Here is an 18,543-nt window from a genome sequence, read left to right on the forward strand (position 1 = left end):
GCTACTCCGTTTCTAGACGCTGGGTTTCTAGACTCTCGGTCTCCTCAAAGCTATACCCATCCCGTTGTGCCCGAGCCGAAGCATACAAACAAACAGTCGCTGCGGTTCCAACATTGAGACTTTCGGCTTCCCCGTAGATCGGTACGGCGACTCGCCATTGCGCCATGTCCAGTTCTGCGGCCGATAGCCCCTTTGCCTCATTGCCAAAGAACCATGCAGTCGAATCTTCAAGGCGCGGCATCTTCAATTCTGCGGCCGTGCCACCGGAATCGTCTCCGCCCTTAAGCCGGCGGCCGGCGCTTTGGTCCTGCAGGCGGTCGAGATCGACGTTTCCATACCCATCGGCAGCCAGCAGAGCAAGCCCGTGCGTGCGGAGCCCGTCGGTGAGCGAGATGAAATCCTGACCCGTGACGATAGGCAGGTGGAAGAGCGATCCGGCGGTCGAGCGGACAGCTTTCGGATTGTAGATGTCAACGCTTCCCTCAGTGAGGATCACCGCATCTGCACCGGCGGAATCGGCCGCGCGGAGAACCGTCCCTGCGTTGCCAGGATCTTGGACACGGCACATGACTGCCAGCAGCTTCGGGCCTGCCGCCAATACATCACTCAGGGGCCGGTCCAGGAAATTGCAGACGGCGACGATGCCCTGCGGGCTGACTGTATCTGCCATGGCAGATACAACTTCCTCGGTGGCGTGCCTCAGAGGGACCCCGGCTGCGAGGTCGGCCAATTCGGGCAGCCGTTCGAGACACGGTTCGGTCGCGAATACTTCAACCACGACGCCGCTTCCACCGGGGACGGCAGCGGCACGGTGCGCAGCCAATGCTTCGCGGACTGCCTGCGGACCTTCGGCCAGGAACTGCCTGCGCCTTAAACGCACTGAGCGCCCGGCAAGCTTGGCTACGTCTTTGACCCGATCTGCTCGGGGGTTAGACATAACGGCTTGCGGGCGCCCAGTAGTGCTCATAAAGCGACTATAGCGTCACCACAGATGCTGCTTGAAACGGCAGTCTTACTCGGCGATCTTCTGGCGTGCCTCGCCACCTGCGGGCTCGAAGCCTGCAGCCTTGGCGGACGCGACGGAGTCAAACCAGTACTCGGCGGCAGTCTGCTCGTACCAGGTGGAGCCCGGAACGTGGTACTTGTTGGACTCAGCGTTCCCCTTGATGGTGAAACCCTCGGGGGCCGGCTGACCGTCAACAACACGGACCGCACCGGCAGGAGCTTCGCTCTTGTCAGCGGCAGCAGCGTCGCTCTTTTCGGCCTTTGCCGGGGCCGTCTGAGCCTTCTTTGCGGCCTTGGCTGCTTCGGCCTTCTTTACGGCCGGCTTTGCCTCAACAGCTGCGGGAGCGGAGGTGTCAGCGGGGAGGGAATCCTTGGCAATCTGAACCAGGGCAGCGAATGCATTGGCATCCGAAACAGCCAGCTCGGCAAGCATGCGCCGGTCAACCTGGACCTCGGCGGCCTTCAGGCCCTGGATAAGCCGGTTGTAGGTCAGGCCGTTGGCGCGGGATGCAGCGTTGATGCGCTGGATCCAGAGACGGCGGAAGTCACCCTTACGCTTGCGACGGTCGCCGTAGCTGTACACAAACGAGTGCAGCAGCTGTTCCTTGGCCTTGCGGTAGAGACGGGACCGCTGTCCGCGGTATCCCTTTGCGCGTTCCAGGATTACCCGGCGCTTCTTATGGGCATTAACCGCCCGCTTCACACGTGCCACGTGCGTACTCCTTAAGTGTTGATACCCAGAAGCCTAAGTTGATGTTCCTCAGGCTGGGGAGCTAGTTGAAAAGATGTGGTGGACCGGATGACCGCACCAGAAATCAGAAATTTGAGCTAGATGCCCAGCATCTTCTTGATGTTCCTCACATCAGCCGGAGCCACGATCTTGTCGCTGGCCAGACGGCGCTTGAGAGTGGAAGCCTTGTGCTCCAGGTAGTGACGGCGGTTAGCCTGCTGCCGCTTGAGCTTGCCCGTACCGGTGAGCTTGAAGCGCTTCTTGGCGCCGCTGTGGGTCTTCTGCTTCGGCATAGCTGCCGTTCTCCTTACGTCTTCCTCCGGCCATACGGCCATCGGTTCATGCGGTACCCAGTTCGGGTACCGGCGGTGTACATGTCTGCCGGACCGGATGCAATAACAGCAACCGGCACCAGATGAAACCCGGCGTGGCTCAGCTCTTGGAGCTGCTCCGGCCGGAAGGCTTGGGTGCTGCCGGTTTGGCCGGCGCCTTGGCCGCGGCTGGTTTCGGCTTGGCCATAGGCTTCGGCATCGGAGCCGGAGCCTTGGCTGCTGGCTTCGGTGCCGGAGCTTCCGCCTTGGCTGGAGCAGCCTTCGGTGCCGGAGCCTCCGCCTCAGCCGGAGCAACCTTCGGTGCCGGAGCCTCCGCCTCAGCCGGAGCAACCTTCGGTGCCGGAGCCTCCGCCTCAGCCGGAGCAACCTTCGGTGCCGGAGCCTCCGCCTCAGCCGGAGCAACCTTTGGTGCCGGAGCCTCCGCCTCGGGAGCCTGGGCCTCTTCCTTGGGCGCTTCCTGCACCGGTGCAGCTTCTGCCGGCGACTCCGAAGCAGCCGGCTCCGCGGCAACATTGGTCAGCTCTTCGGGCAATAGGTCGCCCAAGCTCTGGGTCATCGGAGCCTGGTCCGAAGAAACGTCTACGCGCTCCTTCTTGGCTTCGTTTGCTGCCTTCGCTTCGGCTTTCTGGGCCGCCCGACGCGCTTCTGCCTTGGCCTCTGCCTTGTTCTTAAGCGGGCCGATAACCATTACCATGTTGCGGCCGTCAATGCGTGGGCTGGATTCGACCACGCCGACTTCGGCAACATCATCAGCGAACTTCTGAAGCAGGCGAATGCCCATCTCCGGACGCTGCTGCTCACGGCCACGGAACTGGATCATGGCCTTGACCTTGTCCCCGGCTCCGAGGAAACGCAGAGCATGACCACACTTGGTCTCGTAGTCGTGCTTGTCAATCTTCAGCCGGAAACGGATCTCCTTGAGTACCGTATTCGTCTGGTTCTTGCGCGCTTCACGGGCCTTGACTGCAGCTTCATACTTATACTTGCCAAAATCCATGAGCTTGCACACCGGAGGCTTGGCCTGCGGTGCGACCTCAACAAGATCCAGATCCGACTCGGAGGCCAGACGCAGGGCGTCCTCAATACGGACAATACCGACTTGTTCACCAGCCGGTCCTACCAACCGCACCTCAGGGACGCGGATCCGATCATTGATTCGTGGCTCGCTAATGTGTTGCTCCTGTTGTTCTGGTAACGAGTACCGCCTGCAATAAAAGAAGGCCTCCCATTGCACGCGCAATCGAAGGCCTCAAACGCCGGCTGCGAAACGACACCGCATGACGGGCGCTTCCTGTTCATCCTCGCTGTCCGAAAAGACTGCGAACTGAACATGCCGACCAGGAACCCGGCAGCTCTGGAATATCCATGCCGACAGGTGGGAGAGGTCTCCGCTTGCATATTGATTCGCGTTACTTCCGACGGCCTGTAATGCCGTGTGCTTTTGGGCACGAAAATAACTTGAATCAATCGGTCTGTGACAAGCTTACCAGTATGAGCACGCCAGATAATAATCCTGCCCCCGCAACAGAGCACCGCCACAGTTTCGGATCCGCCCCGGACTCCGCCCCCGGCGCGAGCGCTCAGGAGCAGGAAGTCCTGACCCAGATGCGCGATATTGCCGAAGTTCCGGCGGTAGAGGTCATCACCACCGCCGCTGTCCACCTTATGAGTGCTGCAGCCGTCAAATGCGGCTTGGCCGCCGGCGACGATGCCGAAGAGCTCAAAGACCTGGACGAGGCACGGAAACTGATTACGGCCTTGGCCGGCTTCGTGACCGCGGCCGCACCGGAAATTGGCAGCCAGCATGCAGGCCCGTTGCGTGATGGGCTGCGATCCCTGCAGCTGGCCTTCCGCGAAGCATCGACCATCCAGGACGAACCGGGCAAAGGCCCAGGCGAAAAGTACACCGGCCCGGTCAGCTAAACTCTGTCCTGCCCACACCAAGTTCGACGCCGGAGTCTCGCTCCGGCGTCGAACTTTTATTATCGGGTGAATCGGATCTCGAGTGAGTCCACCCGCTCCATAAAGTCCGCGTCTCCCCCCAGCCTCCGCTGCAAACGTGCGGCCAAGGCCTGCAGTTCAGTCCGCCCAAGCCCCTCACGGACTTTGAGCACGAGGCGCAGCTCAGGACCGGCGCCGCCACCGGCAACAATCTTGCCGCTTGCAGTTTTTGCCCCGATTCCTCCTCCAGGTGCCAAACCGACGCCGCTGATATCGGTCTCGACCGCGACTGCCTGTGAAACGATCCCGGTCAACCATTCGTCTTCGTAGGACGGCACCCATTCCTGCTGTTTCGCCAGAGCCCACACGCCCGGCCGGCGAACAACGAAAGTCAGTTCAGCACCAGGATCGACGACAAGCAGTTCCGCCTTCTCAGCGACCGCGGACAGTGCGGCACGTGCTGCGTAGACGGCCACGGGCCGCGCCTCCAGGTGCCAGGCTTCCAGCGCGGCGATAGAAGAAAACACGGGCAACGCGCGCCGACCATCTGGAGCCTGCACCGTCACGAGTGCCATATCCGCCTGTTTGTCGGCAGACAGTCCGTGTGCACCGGCTTCTTCCTCTGCCAACTGCGCCACAATCGGCACAAAGACACGCGCAGTCGCCAGGGCGCGGACAACATCGGTTTCGCCACCGGTGCCGTCGATGAGCGCGGATAACGCCTCGGTGTAAGCAGCGTCGGCGGTGCCGTCGTCCTGGTCGAAATTATGCAGCGGATTACCCGCGCCACTCAGGTCCCGGCCTTCCCAGGACTGTCCGGCGGAATCAGTGCTTCCGCCGGCGCCTGCCAGCGCCGCCGCTATGTGCCCGGGAAGCTCTCGCTTTTCCACTTCGGTCAGCGGCGGCCGGCGGTATCCAGGGCCTGCGGCAAAGTAAAGGCGCCAGCGTAGAGTGCCTTACCCACAATCGCGCCTTCCACACCGTGCGGCACCAGGGCGCGCAGCGCAACAAGATCATCGAGACTTGAAATTCCGCCGGAGGCAACCACCGGCTTTTCCGTTCGCGCAGCTACTTCCTGCAGCAGTTCGATGTTCGGGCCCTTGAGGGTACCGTCTTTGGTCACGTCGGTGACAACATAGCGGGCGCAGCCGGCATCCTCGAGACGAGCCAGTACCTCCCACAGATCGCCGCCCTCCTTGGTCCATCCGCGCGCTGCCAAAGTCGTGCCGCGTACATCAAGCCCCACGGCGATGGCGTCGCCGAATCGATCGATAACCCGGGCAGTCCATTCAGGATTCTCCAGCGCAGCGGTGCCGAGATTTACCCGGGCCGCCCCGAGTTCCAGTGCCTGCTCCAGGGAGGCGTCATCTCGGATGCCTCCCGAAAGTTCAACCTTGATGGAGAGTTCCTTGACGACCCGCTGGAGCAATTCGGAATTCGAACCGCGGCCGAAGGCGGCGTCCAGATCTACCAGGTGGACCCACTCTGCGCCGTCGTTCTGCCAAGCCATCGCAGCATCCAATGGATCGCCGTAGCTGGTTTCGCTGCCGGCCTCGCCTTGAACGAGGCGGACGGCCTGGCCGTCGGCAACGTCCACTGCGGGCAGCAGTTCCAGAATCGGGGCGTTGTCTGTAGTCATTCGGTATGTCTGCTTTCTCGGTTGGTTGGAAAGTTCTACTCGGACGGGCCGAGTGTGAGCAGGTAAGCGGCCAGCAGCGACATTCCGGCTAGCACATAGAAGCTAATGACAATAGCCTTCGGGGCCTTCTGGCTGCGGAAGGATATGGCACCACCGATAAGCAGTCCGGCGACACCCATGAGCACTATGCTCCACATATCTAGCCCAGCGTCCGGAGCCAGTTGCGCAGCAGTTCAGCTCCCGCGTCGCCTGACTTTTCCGGGTGGAACTGCGTGGCGCAAAGAGGGCCGTTTTCGACAGCGGAGATGAACCTTCCTCCGTGTTCGGACCAGGTCACCTGCGGCGGGGTCATAGCCGGCTGCGAGACATCGAAATCCCAACGCTGCACTCCGTATGAGTGTACGAAATAGAAGCGCTCGTCCTCGATGCCGGCAAACAGGCGGCTGCCTTCCGGTGGGTCAACGGTGTTCCATCCCATATGCGGTACAACATCGGCAGCAAGACGCTCCACCGTTCCGGGCCACTCCCCCATACCCGGGGTACTGACACCATGTTCAACACCCTCGTCGAACAACACCTGAAGACCGACGCAGATGCCAAGAACCGGCCGACCCCCGGCAACGCGGCGCCCAATCCAGCGCAACGCATCCACCTTCTTCAGCTGCTCCATAACAGCGGCGAAAGCACCGACGCCGGGAACCAGCAGGCCATCCGCATTGAGAACGTCCTCGGAGGCATGACTAAGCGTTACTTCCGCACCAACATGCTCAAGCGCACGCACCGCGGACCGGACGTTGCCGGATCCATAGTCGAGGACGGTGATTTTTGGGGCTGATGTCACAAGGCCCCCTTCGTGGAGGGAATGCCTTCCACCCGCGGATCCGGTTCGATAGCAGCCCGCAAGGCCCGCGCAAAGGCCTTGAACTGGGCCTCAACAATGTGGTGCGGGTCCCTGCCGCCCAAGACCCGCATGTGCAGGCAAATCTGTGCATGCAGGGTGACGGCCTCGAAGACGTGGCGCGTCAGCGAACCCGTGAAGTGACCGCCAATCAAGTGGTACTCCTGGCCCGCGGGTTCCCCGTCGTGCACCAGGTAAGGGCGCCCGGAAATGTCTACAACAGCGTTGGCAATAGCCTCGTCCAGCGGAACCGTGGCCTCACCGAACCGCCTGATCCCGGCCTTGTTGCCGAGAGCGCTTTTTAGAACCTCCCCAAGGGTGATTGCGACGTCTTCAACGGTGTGGTGGACGTCGATATGGGTATCCCCGGAGGCCTTCACCGTCAGATCTATCAGCGAGTGCTTCGCCAGCGCCGTGAGCATATGGTCATAGAACGGCACGGTCGTGCTGATATCGGATTGGCCTGTGCCATCGAGGTTCAGTTCCACCAGGACGGAGGATTCACTTGTAGTGCGTTCAAGGCGCGCGGTGCGTCCGGTGGCAATATCCACGGTCATTGGAGTCCTTTGAAGAAAATCGATTCGGCTGTCCACGAAGACGTGCGCCTCTTATATCAGTCTAGGAGAAATCGCTCAGACAAGCTCGCGGAGACGGTTCAGGAACGCCGTGGTCTCCGCCTCAGTGCCGGCAGTAACCCGAAGATGGCCCGGAATCCCCACATCTCGGATGAGCACTCCGGCGTCGAGCAAACCCTGCCATACTGCGTGCGGATTCCGTACTCCCCCGAAGAATACGAAATTCGAATCCGAGGGCGCGGGATGCAGACCCATATCCGTGAGTTCGGACACGATCCTGTCACGCTGGCCCTTGATGTCTTCAACGTTGGCCAGCAACGCGTCCGCATGGTCCAGGGCCGCAACAGCAGTTGCCTGGGTAATGGCGGACAGGTGGTACGGAAGGCGGACCAAACGCAACGCATCCGTCACTTCGGGGGCCCCTGCCAGATATCCCACACGCGCCCCCGCTAAAGCGAACGCTTTACTCATTGTTCGCGAAACGATCAGACGCTCTCTGCCCTGAAGCAATTCCAGAGCGCTGGGGGTGCCGGTGTGGGCAAACTCGGCATACGCTTCGTCGACAATGACCACGGTGTTGTATTCGGCCCCGGCCTCGTACACGGCTTCTACAACATCCAGGCCTAGAGCTGTCCCGGTCGGATTATTCGGGGAACAAAGAATGACGATATTGGCAGCTGACTCTCTGACTGCCCGCGCGGCTGCCTCGGCCGTCAAACTGAAGTCGGAGGAGCGAGCGCCGGTCACATATTCAGTGTCCGTGCCGCTTGCGAGCAATGGATACATCGAATATGTAGGGGGGAAGCTGAGTACGCGTCGGCCGGGACCGCCAAAAGCCTGCAGAATCTGCTGGAGGACTTCGTTCGACCCGTTGGCAGCCCAAACGTTTTCTTCGGTTAGCCCGTGCCCCAGGTAACGAGCCAACGATTGACGCAGTTGCGTAAATTCACGGTCAGGATAGCGGTTCAGCCCCGTGGCTGCCGCATCGACGGCTGCCGCAATGGCCTTGTGAACACTCTCGGGAAGTGGATGGGTGTTCTCGTTAACATTCAGCAGCACCGGCACATGTAACTGGGGTGCGCCATATGGTTCTAAGCCTCTGAGGTTTTCCCTGAGAGGCAGGCGATTCAGTCGTTCTAGCTGGTCACTCACTGATCAAGCTTAAGCTCCGGCCGGCCCGGGGCAGGAATCGGGCCAGCCGGAGGGTCTCATATTACGGCCGTTGGCCGCTGCCGCTGACGGGAACGTGGATTTGCTGTCCGGCTTGCACAACCGAGCCCGGAAGGTTGTTCAATTGGGAAATCTCGGCAATCACATCGTGCGGATTCCGTTCAGGGGCAACGGCACTGGCGACTTCCCACAGGGTCTGCCCGGCGCCGACCGTCACGGTGATCGTCTCGCCAACTCCTAGACGGTCGCCGGTAGAGGCCATTGCGGGAGCAGTAAAGAAGCCGATCAGCGTCAACAGGGCAGCAGCTGACAGGATGAGCGGAAGGCCGATCAACAGCAGGCGGCCCCGGCGGGTTAGCTGGAGTGGTTGAGCGTGGCGCGGTACGGCAGGCGACTGCGGTGCGAGCTGTGCAGACATATGACACCTTTCCCGATCTTCGAACGCTGATGTCCGAGATCAACTACTCGAACTCACGTTCGAATCCTTCTTCCACAGTTTTAGCACTTATGATCGAACATTGTCGAGACTCACTAGAACAAATGTTTGAAAGTTCACCGCGACTCCCCTAGCGTTAAAGCTAAAGGTGGCCGTACATGCAGTGCATCAGCTGCCACTGACAAAATAAGATTCCGGTTCGGTTCAGGCACGGCACTGCTGAATCGGATCGGACGGAGAAACCGGAGTCCGGCCATGTCGAAGAATGTTTCCAACGCAGCTGCCACATCAGACAGCAAACAGACAAAGCCGACTCGGGCTGCGGGGCAGTCCAAGGGCCTCACTGCGCGCCAAAAGAAGATCCTTGAAACCATCCAGGGCTCTGTAAGTGCCAATGGTTATCCGCCATCGATGAGGGAAATCGGGGACACAGTCGGACTGGCAAGCCTTTCCAGCGTGACCCACCAGCTGATCCAACTCGAAAAGATGGGCTACATCCGTCGTGACCCCAAGCGTCCCCGCGCAATGGAGGTGCTGACTCCGCTCACTATTGAGGACGGCGCTGTCCAGGTGGCCGGGATGGAACAAGCAGGCAATCTGCGAAGTATCAACGGTTCCACCGTTTCGGATCTCGGCAGTGCGTCGGATACAGCTATGGTTCCCCTCGTCGGTCGCATCGCCGCCGGCGGTCCAATCCTGGCGGATCAGGTCGTCGAGGACGTCATGCCACTTCCGCGACAGCTGGTTGGCCATGGCGAACTGTTCATGCTCAAGGTCTCCGGCGATTCCATGATCGATGCAGCGATCTGCGATGGCGATTGGGTTGTCGTGCGGCGACAGCAAAGCGCCAACAACGGAGACATTGTCGCAGCCCTGCTTAATGACGAGGCAACTGTGAAGACATTCAGGCAGCGGGACGGCCATACGTGGTTGCTGCCCCAAAATACCCAATACGAACCGATCCTCGGCGACCATGCAACGGTGATGGGCAAAGTGGTTTCAGTAATGCGCACTCTGTAGCCGAACGCCGTGTTCGCCGAGGTGGCTGGGAGCCGCTTTCCCGCTGGATGCGGCGCGGCGCCCTACGATCCTTGCAACGATGTCCATGTCTTCGGATGGACCGGAGCTAAGGGCCGGGGCCTTCCATGTCACGAGTACCGTGGGTTGCCTTTGACGTGCCCGTCAACCCGACTGACGTGCCGAGAGACGTTCCAAGATCTGCAGCGCCACACTCCGGTCCTTAGTAGACCAGAATGGAGGCAAAGCAGACCGGAGGAAACTGCCGTACCGGGCGTTTGCCAAGCGGGAATCCAGTATTGCGACCATGCCACGATCGCCCGCGGCGCGAATAAGGCGTCCGGCTCCCTGAGCCAGACGGACTGCGGCGTGGGTAGCGGAGACGGCCATAAAACCGTTGCCACCAGCTTGCGCCACCGAGCGGGTCCTCGCTGTCATCAGAGGGTCATCCGGACGCGGAAACGGAATCCGATCGATGACGACCAACCTACAGGCGTCTCCGGGTACGTCCACACCCTGCCACAGTGTCATCGTCCCGAACAAGCAGGTATCCGGCTCCGCCGCGAACTGCTTGACCAAGGCAGCGATCGAAGACTCGCCCTGGCACAGGATTTCGCTACTAATCCTCCGCCGCATTTCGGCGGCCGCTTCCTCGGCCGCCCGCCGGGATGAGAACAGGCCCAATGCCCCGCCTCCGGAAGCCTTCAGCAGTGCTTCCAACTCGTCCAGCTGTTCCGCGCTGGTTCCGCGTTCAGGCTTCGGCAAATGCGAAGCCACATACAGCACTCCCTGCTTCGGATAGTCGAACGGGCTTCCAACGTCTGCGCTCGAATAGGCCGGTGCACCGGCCCCCATCAGTCCCAGCGATCCTGCCACTGCATCGAAAGCGTTGCCGATGGCTAACGTCGCGGAAGTCAGAACCACAGTGTGGCCGTCAAACAATCCTTCACGTAGCCGTGAGGCCACGGATAGGGGTGCAACGTTGACTGTTGCGGGCTGCGTATCGTCCTCTGAACCGAAATCCGTTCCGGACGCGAAATTACTAGGCCTGGTAATCCACAAGACTTCCCGAGCCTGAGCCGCCGAGAGAATCCGGTCGCACACCTCCAGCACAACCATCAGTCTGGAGCGGGCCATCTGCCGTCCACCGTCCGCATTGTTGGACGTGTCCGACTTGGAGTCGGAAAGTGCGATCCGGCAAGCCTCCCGCAACTGTGTCAACGCCATTTCATGATCGTCACGGAGCCCGGAGGCCATCAGCCCCGTGGCAGTTGCTGCCAAGGATACTTCGAGGCTCTTCGCTGCGCTGTTGATCGACTCGACGCTGGCCGCAGTATGCTTGCGGGCCATGGACGCCGCTGTATGCACCATCGCCACCGAGAGCTGCCCAGCGACCGCGCTGGTGACGCGGTCCTGCAGCTCATGTGCTTCGTCGATGACTACCACGTCGTATTCCGGAAGTACCGACAGGCCTTCAAAGGCATTGATAGCCAGCAGCGCATGGTTGGTGATCACGACGTCCGCTTCACCGGCTCGCGTGCGGGCTAGCTCGCTGAAACATTCTGCCGCCATCGGACACTTCTGTGCTCCGAGGCACTCCATGGAACTGACCGAAACTTGTCGCCAGGCGCGATCGCTGACGCCGGGGACGATCTCATCCCGATCGCCGGTGTCAGTTTCGTCCGCCCATTCCCGCAGTCGTACCACTTCTTTTCCCAGCCCGGAGGCCGGTCCGCCGGTTGGCGGGGCAGGATGAGGTACGGCATCCTCGCCAAGAGTGAAGAGAGCGTCCGGAACGTCATCCTCGGGGAAACCACCCGCCAGCTTGTGCCGGCAGAGGTAGTTGTTGCGCCCCTTCAGGAGGGCTACATCTACCGGCCGGGGCAGTTCGTCCGAGATAGCCTCGAGTAATCGCGGCAGGTCGCGCTTGACGATCTGTGATTGCAAGGCCAGCGTCGCAGTGGAAACAACTGCGGGCTTCTCGCTCTCCAGGGCATGGACGATCAGAGGAATGAGATACGCCAATGATTTGCCGGTGCCCGTCCCCGCTTGAACGAGCAGATGTTCCTGATTATTGAACGCCTCGGCAACGCGGTCGGCCATCTCATGCTGCCCCGCGCGGTTCTGCCCGCCCATGGCACGCACCGCAACGTCAAGCAGACGCAACGCTTCCTTTTCGGTCAACGATGCCTCAGCCACGATGGAGGAAGGGTCCGAGCTCTGCCGCCAGCCCTTCACGGACCTTCACTTCCAGCTTCGTTCCGTTTTCGACATGTTCGACGGAGAGAATTTCCGCATCCGGGCTATGCAGCCGGCTCACCACTTCGCCACGGTCATACGGAATCAACAACTCAAGCTTGACCGTGGGACGTGGAATTCCGTCGCTGATGGCCTCAAGCAGTTCCGGGATCCCTTGGCCGGTGCGCGCCGAAACTACCACGTGCCGCGGTTCACGCTGGCGCAGTCGCTCGATGACAAACGGGTCGGCTGCGTCCGCCTTGTTCAGGACTACGATTTCCGGGAGCTTTCGCGCGTCGACCTCAGTGAGCACTTCCCGGACAGCGGCAATCTGCCCTTCGGGATCCGGGTGGGAGGCGTCGACCACGTGCAGAATGAGATCTGCATCCGCTGCCTCTTCCAAGGTCGAGCGGAATGCCTCAACCAGCTGAGTAGGCAACGAGCGGACGAAGCCGACCGTGTCGGCCAGGGTATAGCCGAGGCCATCGGCGGTTTCGGCCTTCCTCACCGTGGGGTCGAGGGTGGCGAAAAGCGCGTTCTCCACCAGTACGCCCGCATTGGTCAGACGGTTCAACAACGACGACTTGCCCGCATTGGTGTAGCCGACGATGGCAACGGACGGAACAGCATTGCGTTTTCGGTTGGCCCGCTTCGTATCCCGTGCAGGTTTCATCCCTGTAATTTCCCTGCGCAGCTTCGCCATCCGGGTGCGAATCCGGCGCCGGTCCAGTTCGATCTTGGTTTCACCCGGGCCGCGGGATCCGATGCCGCCACCGGCAGCGCCGACCCGGCCACCAGCTTGGCGGGACATTGATTCGCCCCAGCCACGCAATCTCGGAAGCAGGTATTCGAGCTGGGCCAGTTCCACCTGCGCTTTGCCTTCGCGGCTCTTGGCATGCTGGGCGAATATATCAAGGATCAGGGCTGTCCGGTCGATCACCTTGACCTTGACGATGTCTTCCAAGCCCCGTCGCTGCGACGGGGAAAGTTCGCCGTCCACAATGACGGTGTCCGCACCCGTGCCCATCACGATGTCCCGCAACTCCTGGGCCTTGCCGGATCCAAGGAACGTGCCGGGGTCCGGCTTGAGCCGCCGCTGCACTACGCCGTCGAGTACCTCGGAACCTGCGGTCTCTGCCAGGGCTGCAAGCTCGCGCAACGAATTGTCGGCGTCGTCGGCGGTTCCTTCAGTCCAGAGACCGGCAAGGACGACTCGTTCGAGCCGCAGCTGCCGGTATTCAACCTCGGTGACGTCTTCGAGTTCGGTAGAAAGACCTGCAACCCGGCGCAAGGCGCGCCGTTCGGCCAAGTCCTGTTGCTCGCCGTCGAATTCCGAGTGTTCCTCGTCCAACGTCGAGATGGCCTGTGCCCTGCCTCTGACACCGCCGGACTTCGTCCGTGCCGCAGTATCCTTGGCCAGAATCCGGTCAATGACCGCCTGGATTTCCTCGGGGCTCAGCTCCGGTTCCGGCGAGGGCTGGCTGTTGCTAGTGGTGGACATGCTCTCCTTTGAAAAGTCTGTAGTTCTATCGTAGACCTCAGCGGCGTCGGGTACCGAGGGACCAGCCGGTCTTTGTTGATGAGGGGTCAAGAAATCCTCCTGACAACGGGCGGCGCGTGTCCGCCGGCGCATAATCTGGTAGGCGCCGAAGCGTTTGGCTTCGGCTGATGAAGATCGGAAAACTGCGGCACACACCGCCGCAGGTTCAAGGAAGAAGGAACTTGGTTACGCTTCCGGATTGAGGTGCATCATCTTCCCTCGGAGCTGGGCTCAACGGCAGAGAAGATTCGGCGCGGCTCAGGTCAGCCGCAACAGCACAATCACTTATTCCACATGGACCTACCATACCAGCACTTCGGCCCTCGTTAGGACTGCCTAGATACACATTCCGCTCCTGGCGCACTACTCTGGCGGATTATGGCCACAGATCATTACTTCAGTGCGGATCCCGGAAAACCCGAGATCCGAAAGCCTCTGACCGTAGTGTTGGACGGTGAGTCCCGCCGCTTGACGACGTCCAACGGAATTTTCAGCCCGGAGGGCATTGATAAGGGGACGGCGGTTCTCCTGGCTGAGGTGCCGGCCCCGCCGGCCAGCGGGAATTTGCTGGACATTGGCTGCGGCTGGGGACCAATCGCTCTCACCCTTGCTTTGAAGTCCCCCGGGGCAACGGTGACTGCCGTCGACGTCAACCCCCGCTGCATCGCCTTGACCAATGACAACGCCCGCGCGCTCGGGCTGGCGAACGTCCGCGCTTGCCTGCCTGAAGAAGTCGATCCGGCGCTCCGCTTCGATGCGATCTGGTCCAATCCGCCGATCCGGATCGGCAAGAGCGAGCTGCATTCTCTGCTCATGCTCTGGCTGCCGCGACTCGCGTCTGGGGGAAACGCCTGGCTAGTGGTGCAGAAGAATCTCGGTTCCGATTCGCTGCAGCGTTGGTTAGCCGCCGAGCTTCCCGGGGAGTTTTCGATACGCCGCGAAAGCACGGCCAAGGCCTTCAGGATACTGCGGGTCACCCGGGCTGCCTGAAGCTAGGCGATGGTCCCGGTGGCGACTAGAACCGCCGGGCCGCTGAGCTGCACATGTTCTTTGCCGTCAAGGCCGGGCAGGAAACTGACATGCACGGTGCCGCCGGGTACCTGCACCTGCCATTCGTTCGGTGCTCCTGAGCCGGCCCAGTGCCGGATGGCTACGGCCGAGGCGCACGCCCCGGTTCCGCACGACTGTGTTTCGCCGACCCCGCGCTCGTGTACCCGCATGGTGATATGTCCGGCACCGTTGTGAACCAGCGGCTCGGCCGGGACAACAAATTCGACATTGGTGCCGTTGGCGGGCTGCGGATCAACTTCGGGTGATTCGTGCAGCTTTGTGGCTGCCAGCTCGTCAAGTTCAGCCAATGCAACCACGGTATGGGGATTTCCCATGCTGATGCTCAGCGCGGGCCGCGGTACCTCCAATCCCTCCGCATTGACCAGGGAATCCATGGCTTTGGCGGCGGCCTGGTCGGGAAAGATGAACTCCCAGGGCCCCATATCCACCGCATAGCCGTCGTTGGAGCGCGTGATGACCTTGAGTCCGGCGCGCGTGCCGATGGTCAGGGACTGCCCCTCGCTCAATGTGACAAAGCCCTGCTCAATCAGGAAGTGCACAAACACGCGAACGCCGTTGCCGCACATTTCCGAGAAGGATCCGTCCCCGTTGCGGTAGTCCATGAACCATTCGGCCTCGGGCGCCATCATGAGCAGGTCGCGGCCCTCGGCCAGATGCTTGGAACGCACCGCGCGGATCAGGCCGTCACCGCCGATTCCTTGGTGTCGGTCGCAGAGAACTGCCACAGCTTCCGGCCCGATCTGCCGCGTTCCGTCGGGATCGGCGATCAGGACAAAGTCATTGCCGGTGCCGTGACCTTTCGAGAATGCGGTTCCGGAAAGAGAAGTCAGAATTGCTGCGCTGGAAGTATCGGTCACTGTCCAAGCTTAGCGACCTCGGCCGCCGCCTTGTCCACGAGGAACTCGTCCTTCCAATGAAGCCAATGGATGCGCGGGTCTGCACGGAACCAGGTCAGCTGGCGGCGGGCGAACTTGCGCGTGGCCACAACTGTTTCCTCAACCGCCCCTTCGATGGACAGCTGTCCGTCAAGTACCCGCAGGAACTGTGAGTATCCTAACGCGCGCGCGGCCGTCTTCCCGTCCCGCAGCCCGTGGCCTTCCAGCCAACGAACCTCGTCCAACAAGCCCTCCTCGACCATTTGATGGACTCGCAGCGCCAGGCGTTCCTTGAGCTCGTCCCGCTCTACTTCCAGACCGATCTGTACAGCCGGTTGCCAGTAGCGGCGGTCAGGCATGTAGGAGCTGAACGGACGTCCGGTCAATGCATGGACTTCAAGGGCACGCACCACCCGGCGCCCATCCCCGAGACGGGCCGCCGAGATCGGGTCCACGGCTGCCAGCCGTTCCCGCATTGCAGGCAGGCCGTGCGCGTCCAGCTCTGCTTCGAGTTGGCCGCGGAGCCCGGGATCGGTTCCGGGGAAATCGATGACGTCCAGGGCCGCCTTGATGTACAGCCCTGATCCGCCGACGAGAATGGCCCGCCGGCCCCTGTTGCTTATGTCGGCAATGGCCGCACGGGCCTGCTGCTGGAACGCCGAAACGCTGGCTTCCTGACGGACATCAAGAATGTCGAGCAGGTGGTGGGGTACTCCCTGGCGTTCGACCGCGGGCATCTTGGCCGTGCCGATATCCATGCCGCGGTAGAACTGCATGGCATCGGCGTTGATAATTTCGGCATCAATCCGCTGCGCCAACGCGACGGCCAGATCCGATTTGCCCGAGCCGGTAGGTCCGACGACCGCAATGACCGGCGGCGCCGGCGCGGCTCCGTTGCCCATTCCGTCCCCGGGTTAGTTGCTGCGGACAGGCAGTACCGGCATCCCCAGGGATACGGCAGCCTTGGCTCCGCTGGCCGACCCAGCCGACGGAACGCCACAGGATTCAGCCTGGGACCGGTCCCATGCATCTCCCGCGCGGGACCGGCGTACCGAGTAATCGGCGGCGTTGTCCGGGTCGGCAACGAGATGGAACGGTGCGGCCTCCGTAATTGCCACTGTCACCAGGTCCCCGGGACGCGGTGGCTCTGCGCCTGCCGGCACCGAGAAGTGGACCAGCCGCTGGTCGCGGGACCGGCCCGACAACCGATGGGTCTCGCTGGCTTTGCGGCCTTGCTGAGCGGTGACCATGACTTCGACCCGGTGTCCTACCTGCTTGGCGTTCTCCTCCGCGGAAATCCTGTCCTGCAAGGCCGTGAGTCGCTCATAGCGTTCCTGGACAACGGATTTGGGAAGCTGGTCCGGCAGCTCCGCGGCCGGCGTCCCCGGACGCTTCGAGTATTGGAACGTAAATGCGGTTGCAAAGCGGGACTTCTCCACCACATCCAGCGTCGCCTGGAAGTCTTCCTCGGTTTCCCCGGGGAATCCTACGATGATGTCGGTTGAAATGGCCGCGTGCGGGATGCGGTCCCGCACTTTGTCCAGGATGCCCAGGAACTTGGTTGACCGATAGGAGCGGCGCATGTCCTTGAGCACCTTGTCCGAACCCGACTGCAGCGGCATGTGCAGCTGGGGCATGACATTGGGCGTTTCCGCCATCGCATCGATGACGTCGTCAGTAAACGCAGCCGGATGCGGACTCGTGAACCGCACCCGCTCAAGACCCTGAATATCGCCGCACGCGCGCAGCAGCTTAGCGAACGCACCCCGGTCGCCGAATTCGACGCCGTACGAGTTCACGTTCTGCCCTAGCAGGGTAACTTCGATGGCGCCATCGTCGACCAATGCCTGGATTTCGGACAGGATGTCCCCTGGCCTGCGGTCCCGTTCCTTGCCTCGAAGGGACGGCACAATGCAAAACGTGCAGGTGTTGTTGCAGCCCACCGAAATGGAGACCCAGCCCGAGTAGACCGCATCCCGCTTTGTCGGCAGCGTGGAGGGAAAGACGTCCAGGGATTCGAGGATCTCCAGCTGTGCCTCGTTATTGTGCCGCGCCCGTTCCAGCAGCGTCGGCAGCGAGCCCACGTTATGCGTGCCGAAGACCACGTCAACCCATGGAGCCTTCTTAAGGATTGTCTCCCGGTCTTTCTGCGCCAAACATCCACCGACGGCTATCTGCATACCGGGGTTCTGTTCCTTGACGGGAGCCAACTGGCCGAGGTTTCCGTACAGCTTGTTGTCCGCGTTTTCGCGTACTGCACAAGTGTTGAAAACAACGACGTCGGCCCGGGCGCCTTGCGCTTCCACCAGACCTGCATTCTCCAACAGGCCGGACAGGCGTTCGGAGTCATGCACGTTCATTTGGCAGCCAAAGGTCCGTACCTGATATGTACGTTGGGTGCCTTCGGGCAGGATCGATTCGGGGGCAGGGATGGTCACGCTCACCTCTTAAGGGTAAGACCTGCCAAGCAGGTCGCCACAATCGGCACCCGAGGACCCAGGGCAAACACGTATTTGTCAGTCCCAGGTTCCCTGCGGGACGTCGAGTTCCTCGTTCACCACGCGAAACGCCATCGAGGGCGGATAGCCCTTCCGGGCCAGCATGGCAACCAGGCGCCGCACGTGCTTGTCCCTAACGAGACGGTCGCCCAGATTCCAGTCGGGCCGGATTTTCCGGCGGATCAGCTCCCTGGCACTTTCCAGTTCGTCCTCGGGCGTCAACTGGTTGAGCGCTTGGTCCGCCATGTCTCCGTCGATGCCTTTGTCCGCCAACTCCCGCTTGAGCGCCCCACGAGCCAAAGCCCGCGTCTGGGACCGGCTGCGCACCCACATTCGGGCGAATTCAGCGTCATCGATGAGCTGAACCTCTTCGAACCTGTCCAGCACGGCAGCCGCGACATCGCCGGGAACATCGCGCTCGGCCAGCTTCTCCGCCAATTGCTTTCTGCTGCGGGGAGCCATCGTGAGCTGCCGCAGAACTATTGACCGCGCCACCTCATGCGGGTCCGCTTCGGAAGCCTGGTACGCAGGGCTGCCGGGAGTTGGCCCCGCAGCCCTGCTTCTTTTGCCGGTCATGA

At 61.6% G+C, this 18,543-nt stretch carries 20 protein-coding genes; 3 read left to right on the forward strand and 17 right to left on the reverse strand.

The window, feature by feature from the left end; genetic code table 11:
• Position 1: 1 nt before the first annotated feature.
• The 4 genes from HGO92_RS15340 to infC all read right to left on the reverse strand — a co-directional run bounded on the left by HGO92_RS15340 (position 2) and on the right by infC (position 3,196).
• Positions 2–967, reverse strand: a complete 966-nt coding sequence (locus tag HGO92_RS15340; RefSeq protein WP_169996324.1) for a TrmH family RNA methyltransferase — start codon at positions 965–967, stop codon at positions 2–4.
• Positions 968–1,012: 45 nt separating this feature from the next.
• Positions 1,013–1,717, reverse strand: coding sequence for a 50S ribosomal protein L20, sunset domain variant (gene rplT, locus HGO92_RS24745; protein WP_169996326.1), 705 nt, complete (start codon positions 1,715–1,717; stop codon positions 1,013–1,015).
• 116 nt (positions 1,718–1,833) lie between these two features.
• Positions 1,834–2,028 carry a 50S ribosomal protein L35 gene (rpmI, locus tag HGO92_RS15350; RefSeq protein ID WP_169996328.1) on the reverse strand — a complete coding sequence of 65 codons (195 nt, stop codon included), beginning with the start codon at positions 2,026–2,028 and terminating at the stop codon, positions 1,834–1,836.
• Between the two features lie 139 nt (positions 2,029–2,167).
• Entirely contained in the window at positions 2,168–3,196 is a 1,029-nt protein-coding gene (infC, locus tag HGO92_RS15355; protein WP_440915780.1) for a translation initiation factor IF-3, read from the reverse strand.
• Positions 3,197–3,558: 362 nt separating this feature from the next.
• Between infC and HGO92_RS15360 the strand changes: the two genes are divergently transcribed.
• Positions 3,559–3,990, forward strand: coding sequence for a DUF1844 domain-containing protein (locus HGO92_RS15360; protein ID WP_169996330.1), 432 nt, complete (start codon positions 3,559–3,561; stop codon positions 3,988–3,990).
• A gap of 59 nt (positions 3,991–4,049) precedes the next feature.
• On the opposite strand, the gene HGO92_RS15365 is transcribed toward HGO92_RS15360, so the two are convergent.
• The 7 genes from HGO92_RS15365 to HGO92_RS15395 all read right to left on the reverse strand — a co-directional run bounded on the left by HGO92_RS15365 (position 4,050) and on the right by HGO92_RS15395 (position 8,708).
• Positions 4,050–4,898 carry an SseB family protein gene (locus tag HGO92_RS15365; RefSeq protein ID WP_346768974.1) on the reverse strand — a complete coding sequence of 283 codons (849 nt, stop codon included), beginning with the start codon at positions 4,896–4,898 and terminating at the stop codon, positions 4,050–4,052.
• Between the two features lie 5 nt (positions 4,899–4,903).
• Complete coding sequence (priA, locus tag HGO92_RS15370; protein WP_169996332.1) at positions 4,904–5,647, reverse strand: bifunctional 1-(5-phosphoribosyl)-5-((5-phosphoribosylamino)methylideneamino)imidazole-4-carboxamide isomerase/phosphoribosylanthranilate isomerase PriA; 744 nt, start codon at positions 5,645–5,647, stop codon at positions 4,904–4,906.
• Between the two features lie 35 nt (positions 5,648–5,682).
• Complete coding sequence (locus HGO92_RS15375) at positions 5,683–5,844, reverse strand: CG2302 family histidine operon protein (protein ID WP_502305989.1); 162 nt, start codon at positions 5,842–5,844, stop codon at positions 5,683–5,685.
• Between the two features lie 2 nt (positions 5,845–5,846).
• Positions 5,847–6,488 carry an imidazole glycerol phosphate synthase subunit HisH gene (gene hisH / locus HGO92_RS15380; RefSeq protein ID WP_169996334.1) on the reverse strand — a complete coding sequence of 214 codons (642 nt, stop codon included), beginning with the start codon at positions 6,486–6,488 and terminating at the stop codon, positions 5,847–5,849.
• Positions 6,485–7,102, reverse strand: coding sequence for an imidazoleglycerol-phosphate dehydratase HisB (hisB, locus tag HGO92_RS15385; protein WP_169996336.1), 618 nt, complete (start codon positions 7,100–7,102; stop codon positions 6,485–6,487). Before hisB ends, hisH begins: the two co-directional genes overlap by 4 nt.
• Before the next feature lie 75 nt (positions 7,103–7,177).
• Positions 7,178–8,272 carry a histidinol-phosphate transaminase gene (locus HGO92_RS15390; RefSeq protein WP_169996338.1) on the reverse strand — a complete coding sequence of 365 codons (1,095 nt, stop codon included), beginning with the start codon at positions 8,270–8,272 and terminating at the stop codon, positions 7,178–7,180.
• Positions 8,273–8,333: 61 nt separating this feature from the next.
• Positions 8,334–8,708, reverse strand: coding sequence for a LysM peptidoglycan-binding domain-containing protein (locus HGO92_RS15395; RefSeq protein WP_169996340.1), 375 nt, complete (start codon positions 8,706–8,708; stop codon positions 8,334–8,336).
• Between the two features lie 273 nt (positions 8,709–8,981).
• Between HGO92_RS15395 and lexA the strand changes: the two genes are divergently transcribed.
• Positions 8,982–9,746, forward strand: coding sequence for a transcriptional repressor LexA (lexA, locus tag HGO92_RS15400; RefSeq protein ID WP_169996343.1), 765 nt, complete (start codon positions 8,982–8,984; stop codon positions 9,744–9,746).
• Positions 9,747–9,908: 162 nt separating this feature from the next.
• On the opposite strand, the gene HGO92_RS15405 is transcribed toward lexA, so the two are convergent.
• Together HGO92_RS15405 and hflX are read right to left on the reverse strand one after the other, a co-directional pair.
• Complete coding sequence (locus HGO92_RS15405) at positions 9,909–11,981, reverse strand: ATP-dependent DNA helicase (RefSeq protein WP_346768975.1); 2,073 nt, start codon at positions 11,979–11,981, stop codon at positions 9,909–9,911.
• Positions 11,935–13,482 (reverse strand): GTPase HflX, encoded by a 1,548-nt coding sequence (hflX, locus tag HGO92_RS15410; protein ID WP_169996345.1) that lies wholly within the window; start codon positions 13,480–13,482, stop codon positions 11,935–11,937. Before hflX ends, HGO92_RS15405 begins: the two co-directional genes overlap by 47 nt.
• A 417-nt stretch (positions 13,483–13,899) precedes the next feature.
• Between hflX and HGO92_RS15415 the strand changes: the two genes are divergently transcribed.
• Positions 13,900–14,511 carry a class I SAM-dependent methyltransferase gene (locus tag HGO92_RS15415; RefSeq protein ID WP_169996347.1) on the forward strand — a complete coding sequence of 204 codons (612 nt, stop codon included), beginning with the start codon at positions 13,900–13,902 and terminating at the stop codon, positions 14,509–14,511.
• Between the two features lie 2 nt (positions 14,512–14,513).
• Here the strand turns inward: HGO92_RS15415 and dapF are convergent, their stop codons facing one another.
• The 4 genes from dapF to HGO92_RS15435 form a co-directional block, all read right to left on the reverse strand.
• Entirely contained in the window at positions 14,514–15,449 is a 936-nt protein-coding gene (gene dapF / locus HGO92_RS15420; protein WP_169996349.1) for a diaminopimelate epimerase, read from the reverse strand.
• Positions 15,446–16,369 carry a tRNA (adenosine(37)-N6)-dimethylallyltransferase MiaA gene (gene miaA, locus HGO92_RS15425; protein ID WP_169996351.1) on the reverse strand — a complete coding sequence of 308 codons (924 nt, stop codon included), beginning with the start codon at positions 16,367–16,369 and terminating at the stop codon, positions 15,446–15,448. The genes dapF and miaA overlap by 4 nt, the downstream gene beginning before the upstream one ends.
• Positions 16,370–16,381: 12 nt before the next feature.
• Positions 16,382–17,911 (reverse strand): tRNA (N6-isopentenyl adenosine(37)-C2)-methylthiotransferase MiaB, encoded by a 1,530-nt coding sequence (miaB, locus tag HGO92_RS15430; RefSeq protein WP_169996353.1) that lies wholly within the window; start codon positions 17,909–17,911, stop codon positions 16,382–16,384.
• A 72-nt stretch (positions 17,912–17,983) separates the two neighbouring features.
• Positions 17,984–18,541: a regulatory protein RecX gene (locus HGO92_RS15435; RefSeq protein WP_169996355.1), complete on the reverse strand. Its 558-nt coding sequence runs from the start codon at positions 18,539–18,541 to the stop codon at positions 17,984–17,986.
• Positions 18,542–18,543: the final 2 nt, after the last annotated feature.

It is taken from the genome of Crystallibacter degradans, assembly GCF_012952295.1.
Taxonomy (GTDB): Bacteria; Actinomycetota; Actinomycetes; order Actinomycetales; family Micrococcaceae; genus Crystallibacter; species Crystallibacter degradans.

What these genes read in the sequence shown, in the direction of transcription:
- HGO92_RS15340 (WP_169996324.1), bottom strand. Translation starts at nt 967, where the DNA reads ATGAGCACTACTGGGCGCCCGCAAGCCGTTATGTCTAACCCCCGAGCA.
- rpmI (WP_169996328.1), bottom strand. Translation starts at nt 2,028, where the DNA reads ATGCCGAAGCAGAAGACCCACAGCGGCGCCAAGAAGCGCTTCAAGCTC.
- HGO92_RS15360 (WP_169996330.1), top strand. Translation starts at nt 3,559, where the DNA reads ATGAGCACGCCAGATAATAATCCTGCCCCCGCAACAGAGCACCGCCAC.
- priA (WP_169996332.1), bottom strand. Translation starts at nt 5,647, where the DNA reads ATGACTACAGACAACGCCCCGATTCTGGAACTGCTGCCCGCAGTGGAC.
- HGO92_RS15375 (WP_502305989.1), bottom strand. Translation starts at nt 5,844, where the DNA reads ATGTGGAGCATAGTGCTCATGGGTGTCGCCGGACTGCTTATCGGTGGT.
- hisB (WP_169996336.1), bottom strand. Translation starts at nt 7,102, where the DNA reads ATGACCGTGGATATTGCCACCGGACGCACCGCGCGCCTTGAACGCACT.
- HGO92_RS15395 (WP_169996340.1), bottom strand. Translation starts at nt 8,708, where the DNA reads ATGTCTGCACAGCTCGCACCGCAGTCGCCTGCCGTACCGCGCCACGCT.
- lexA (WP_169996343.1), top strand. Translation starts at nt 8,982, where the DNA reads ATGTCGAAGAATGTTTCCAACGCAGCTGCCACATCAGACAGCAAACAG.
- hflX (WP_169996345.1), bottom strand. Translation starts at nt 13,482, where the DNA reads ATGTCCACCACTAGCAACAGCCAGCCCTCGCCGGAACCGGAGCTGAGC.
- HGO92_RS15415 (WP_169996347.1), top strand. Translation starts at nt 13,900, where the DNA reads ATGGCCACAGATCATTACTTCAGTGCGGATCCCGGAAAACCCGAGATC.
- miaA (WP_169996351.1), bottom strand. Translation starts at nt 16,369, where the DNA reads ATGGGCAACGGAGCCGCGCCGGCGCCGCCGGTCATTGCGGTCGTCGGA.
- HGO92_RS15435 (WP_169996355.1), bottom strand. Translation starts at nt 18,541, where the DNA reads ATGACCGGCAAAAGAAGCAGGGCTGCGGGGCCAACTCCCGGCAGCCCT.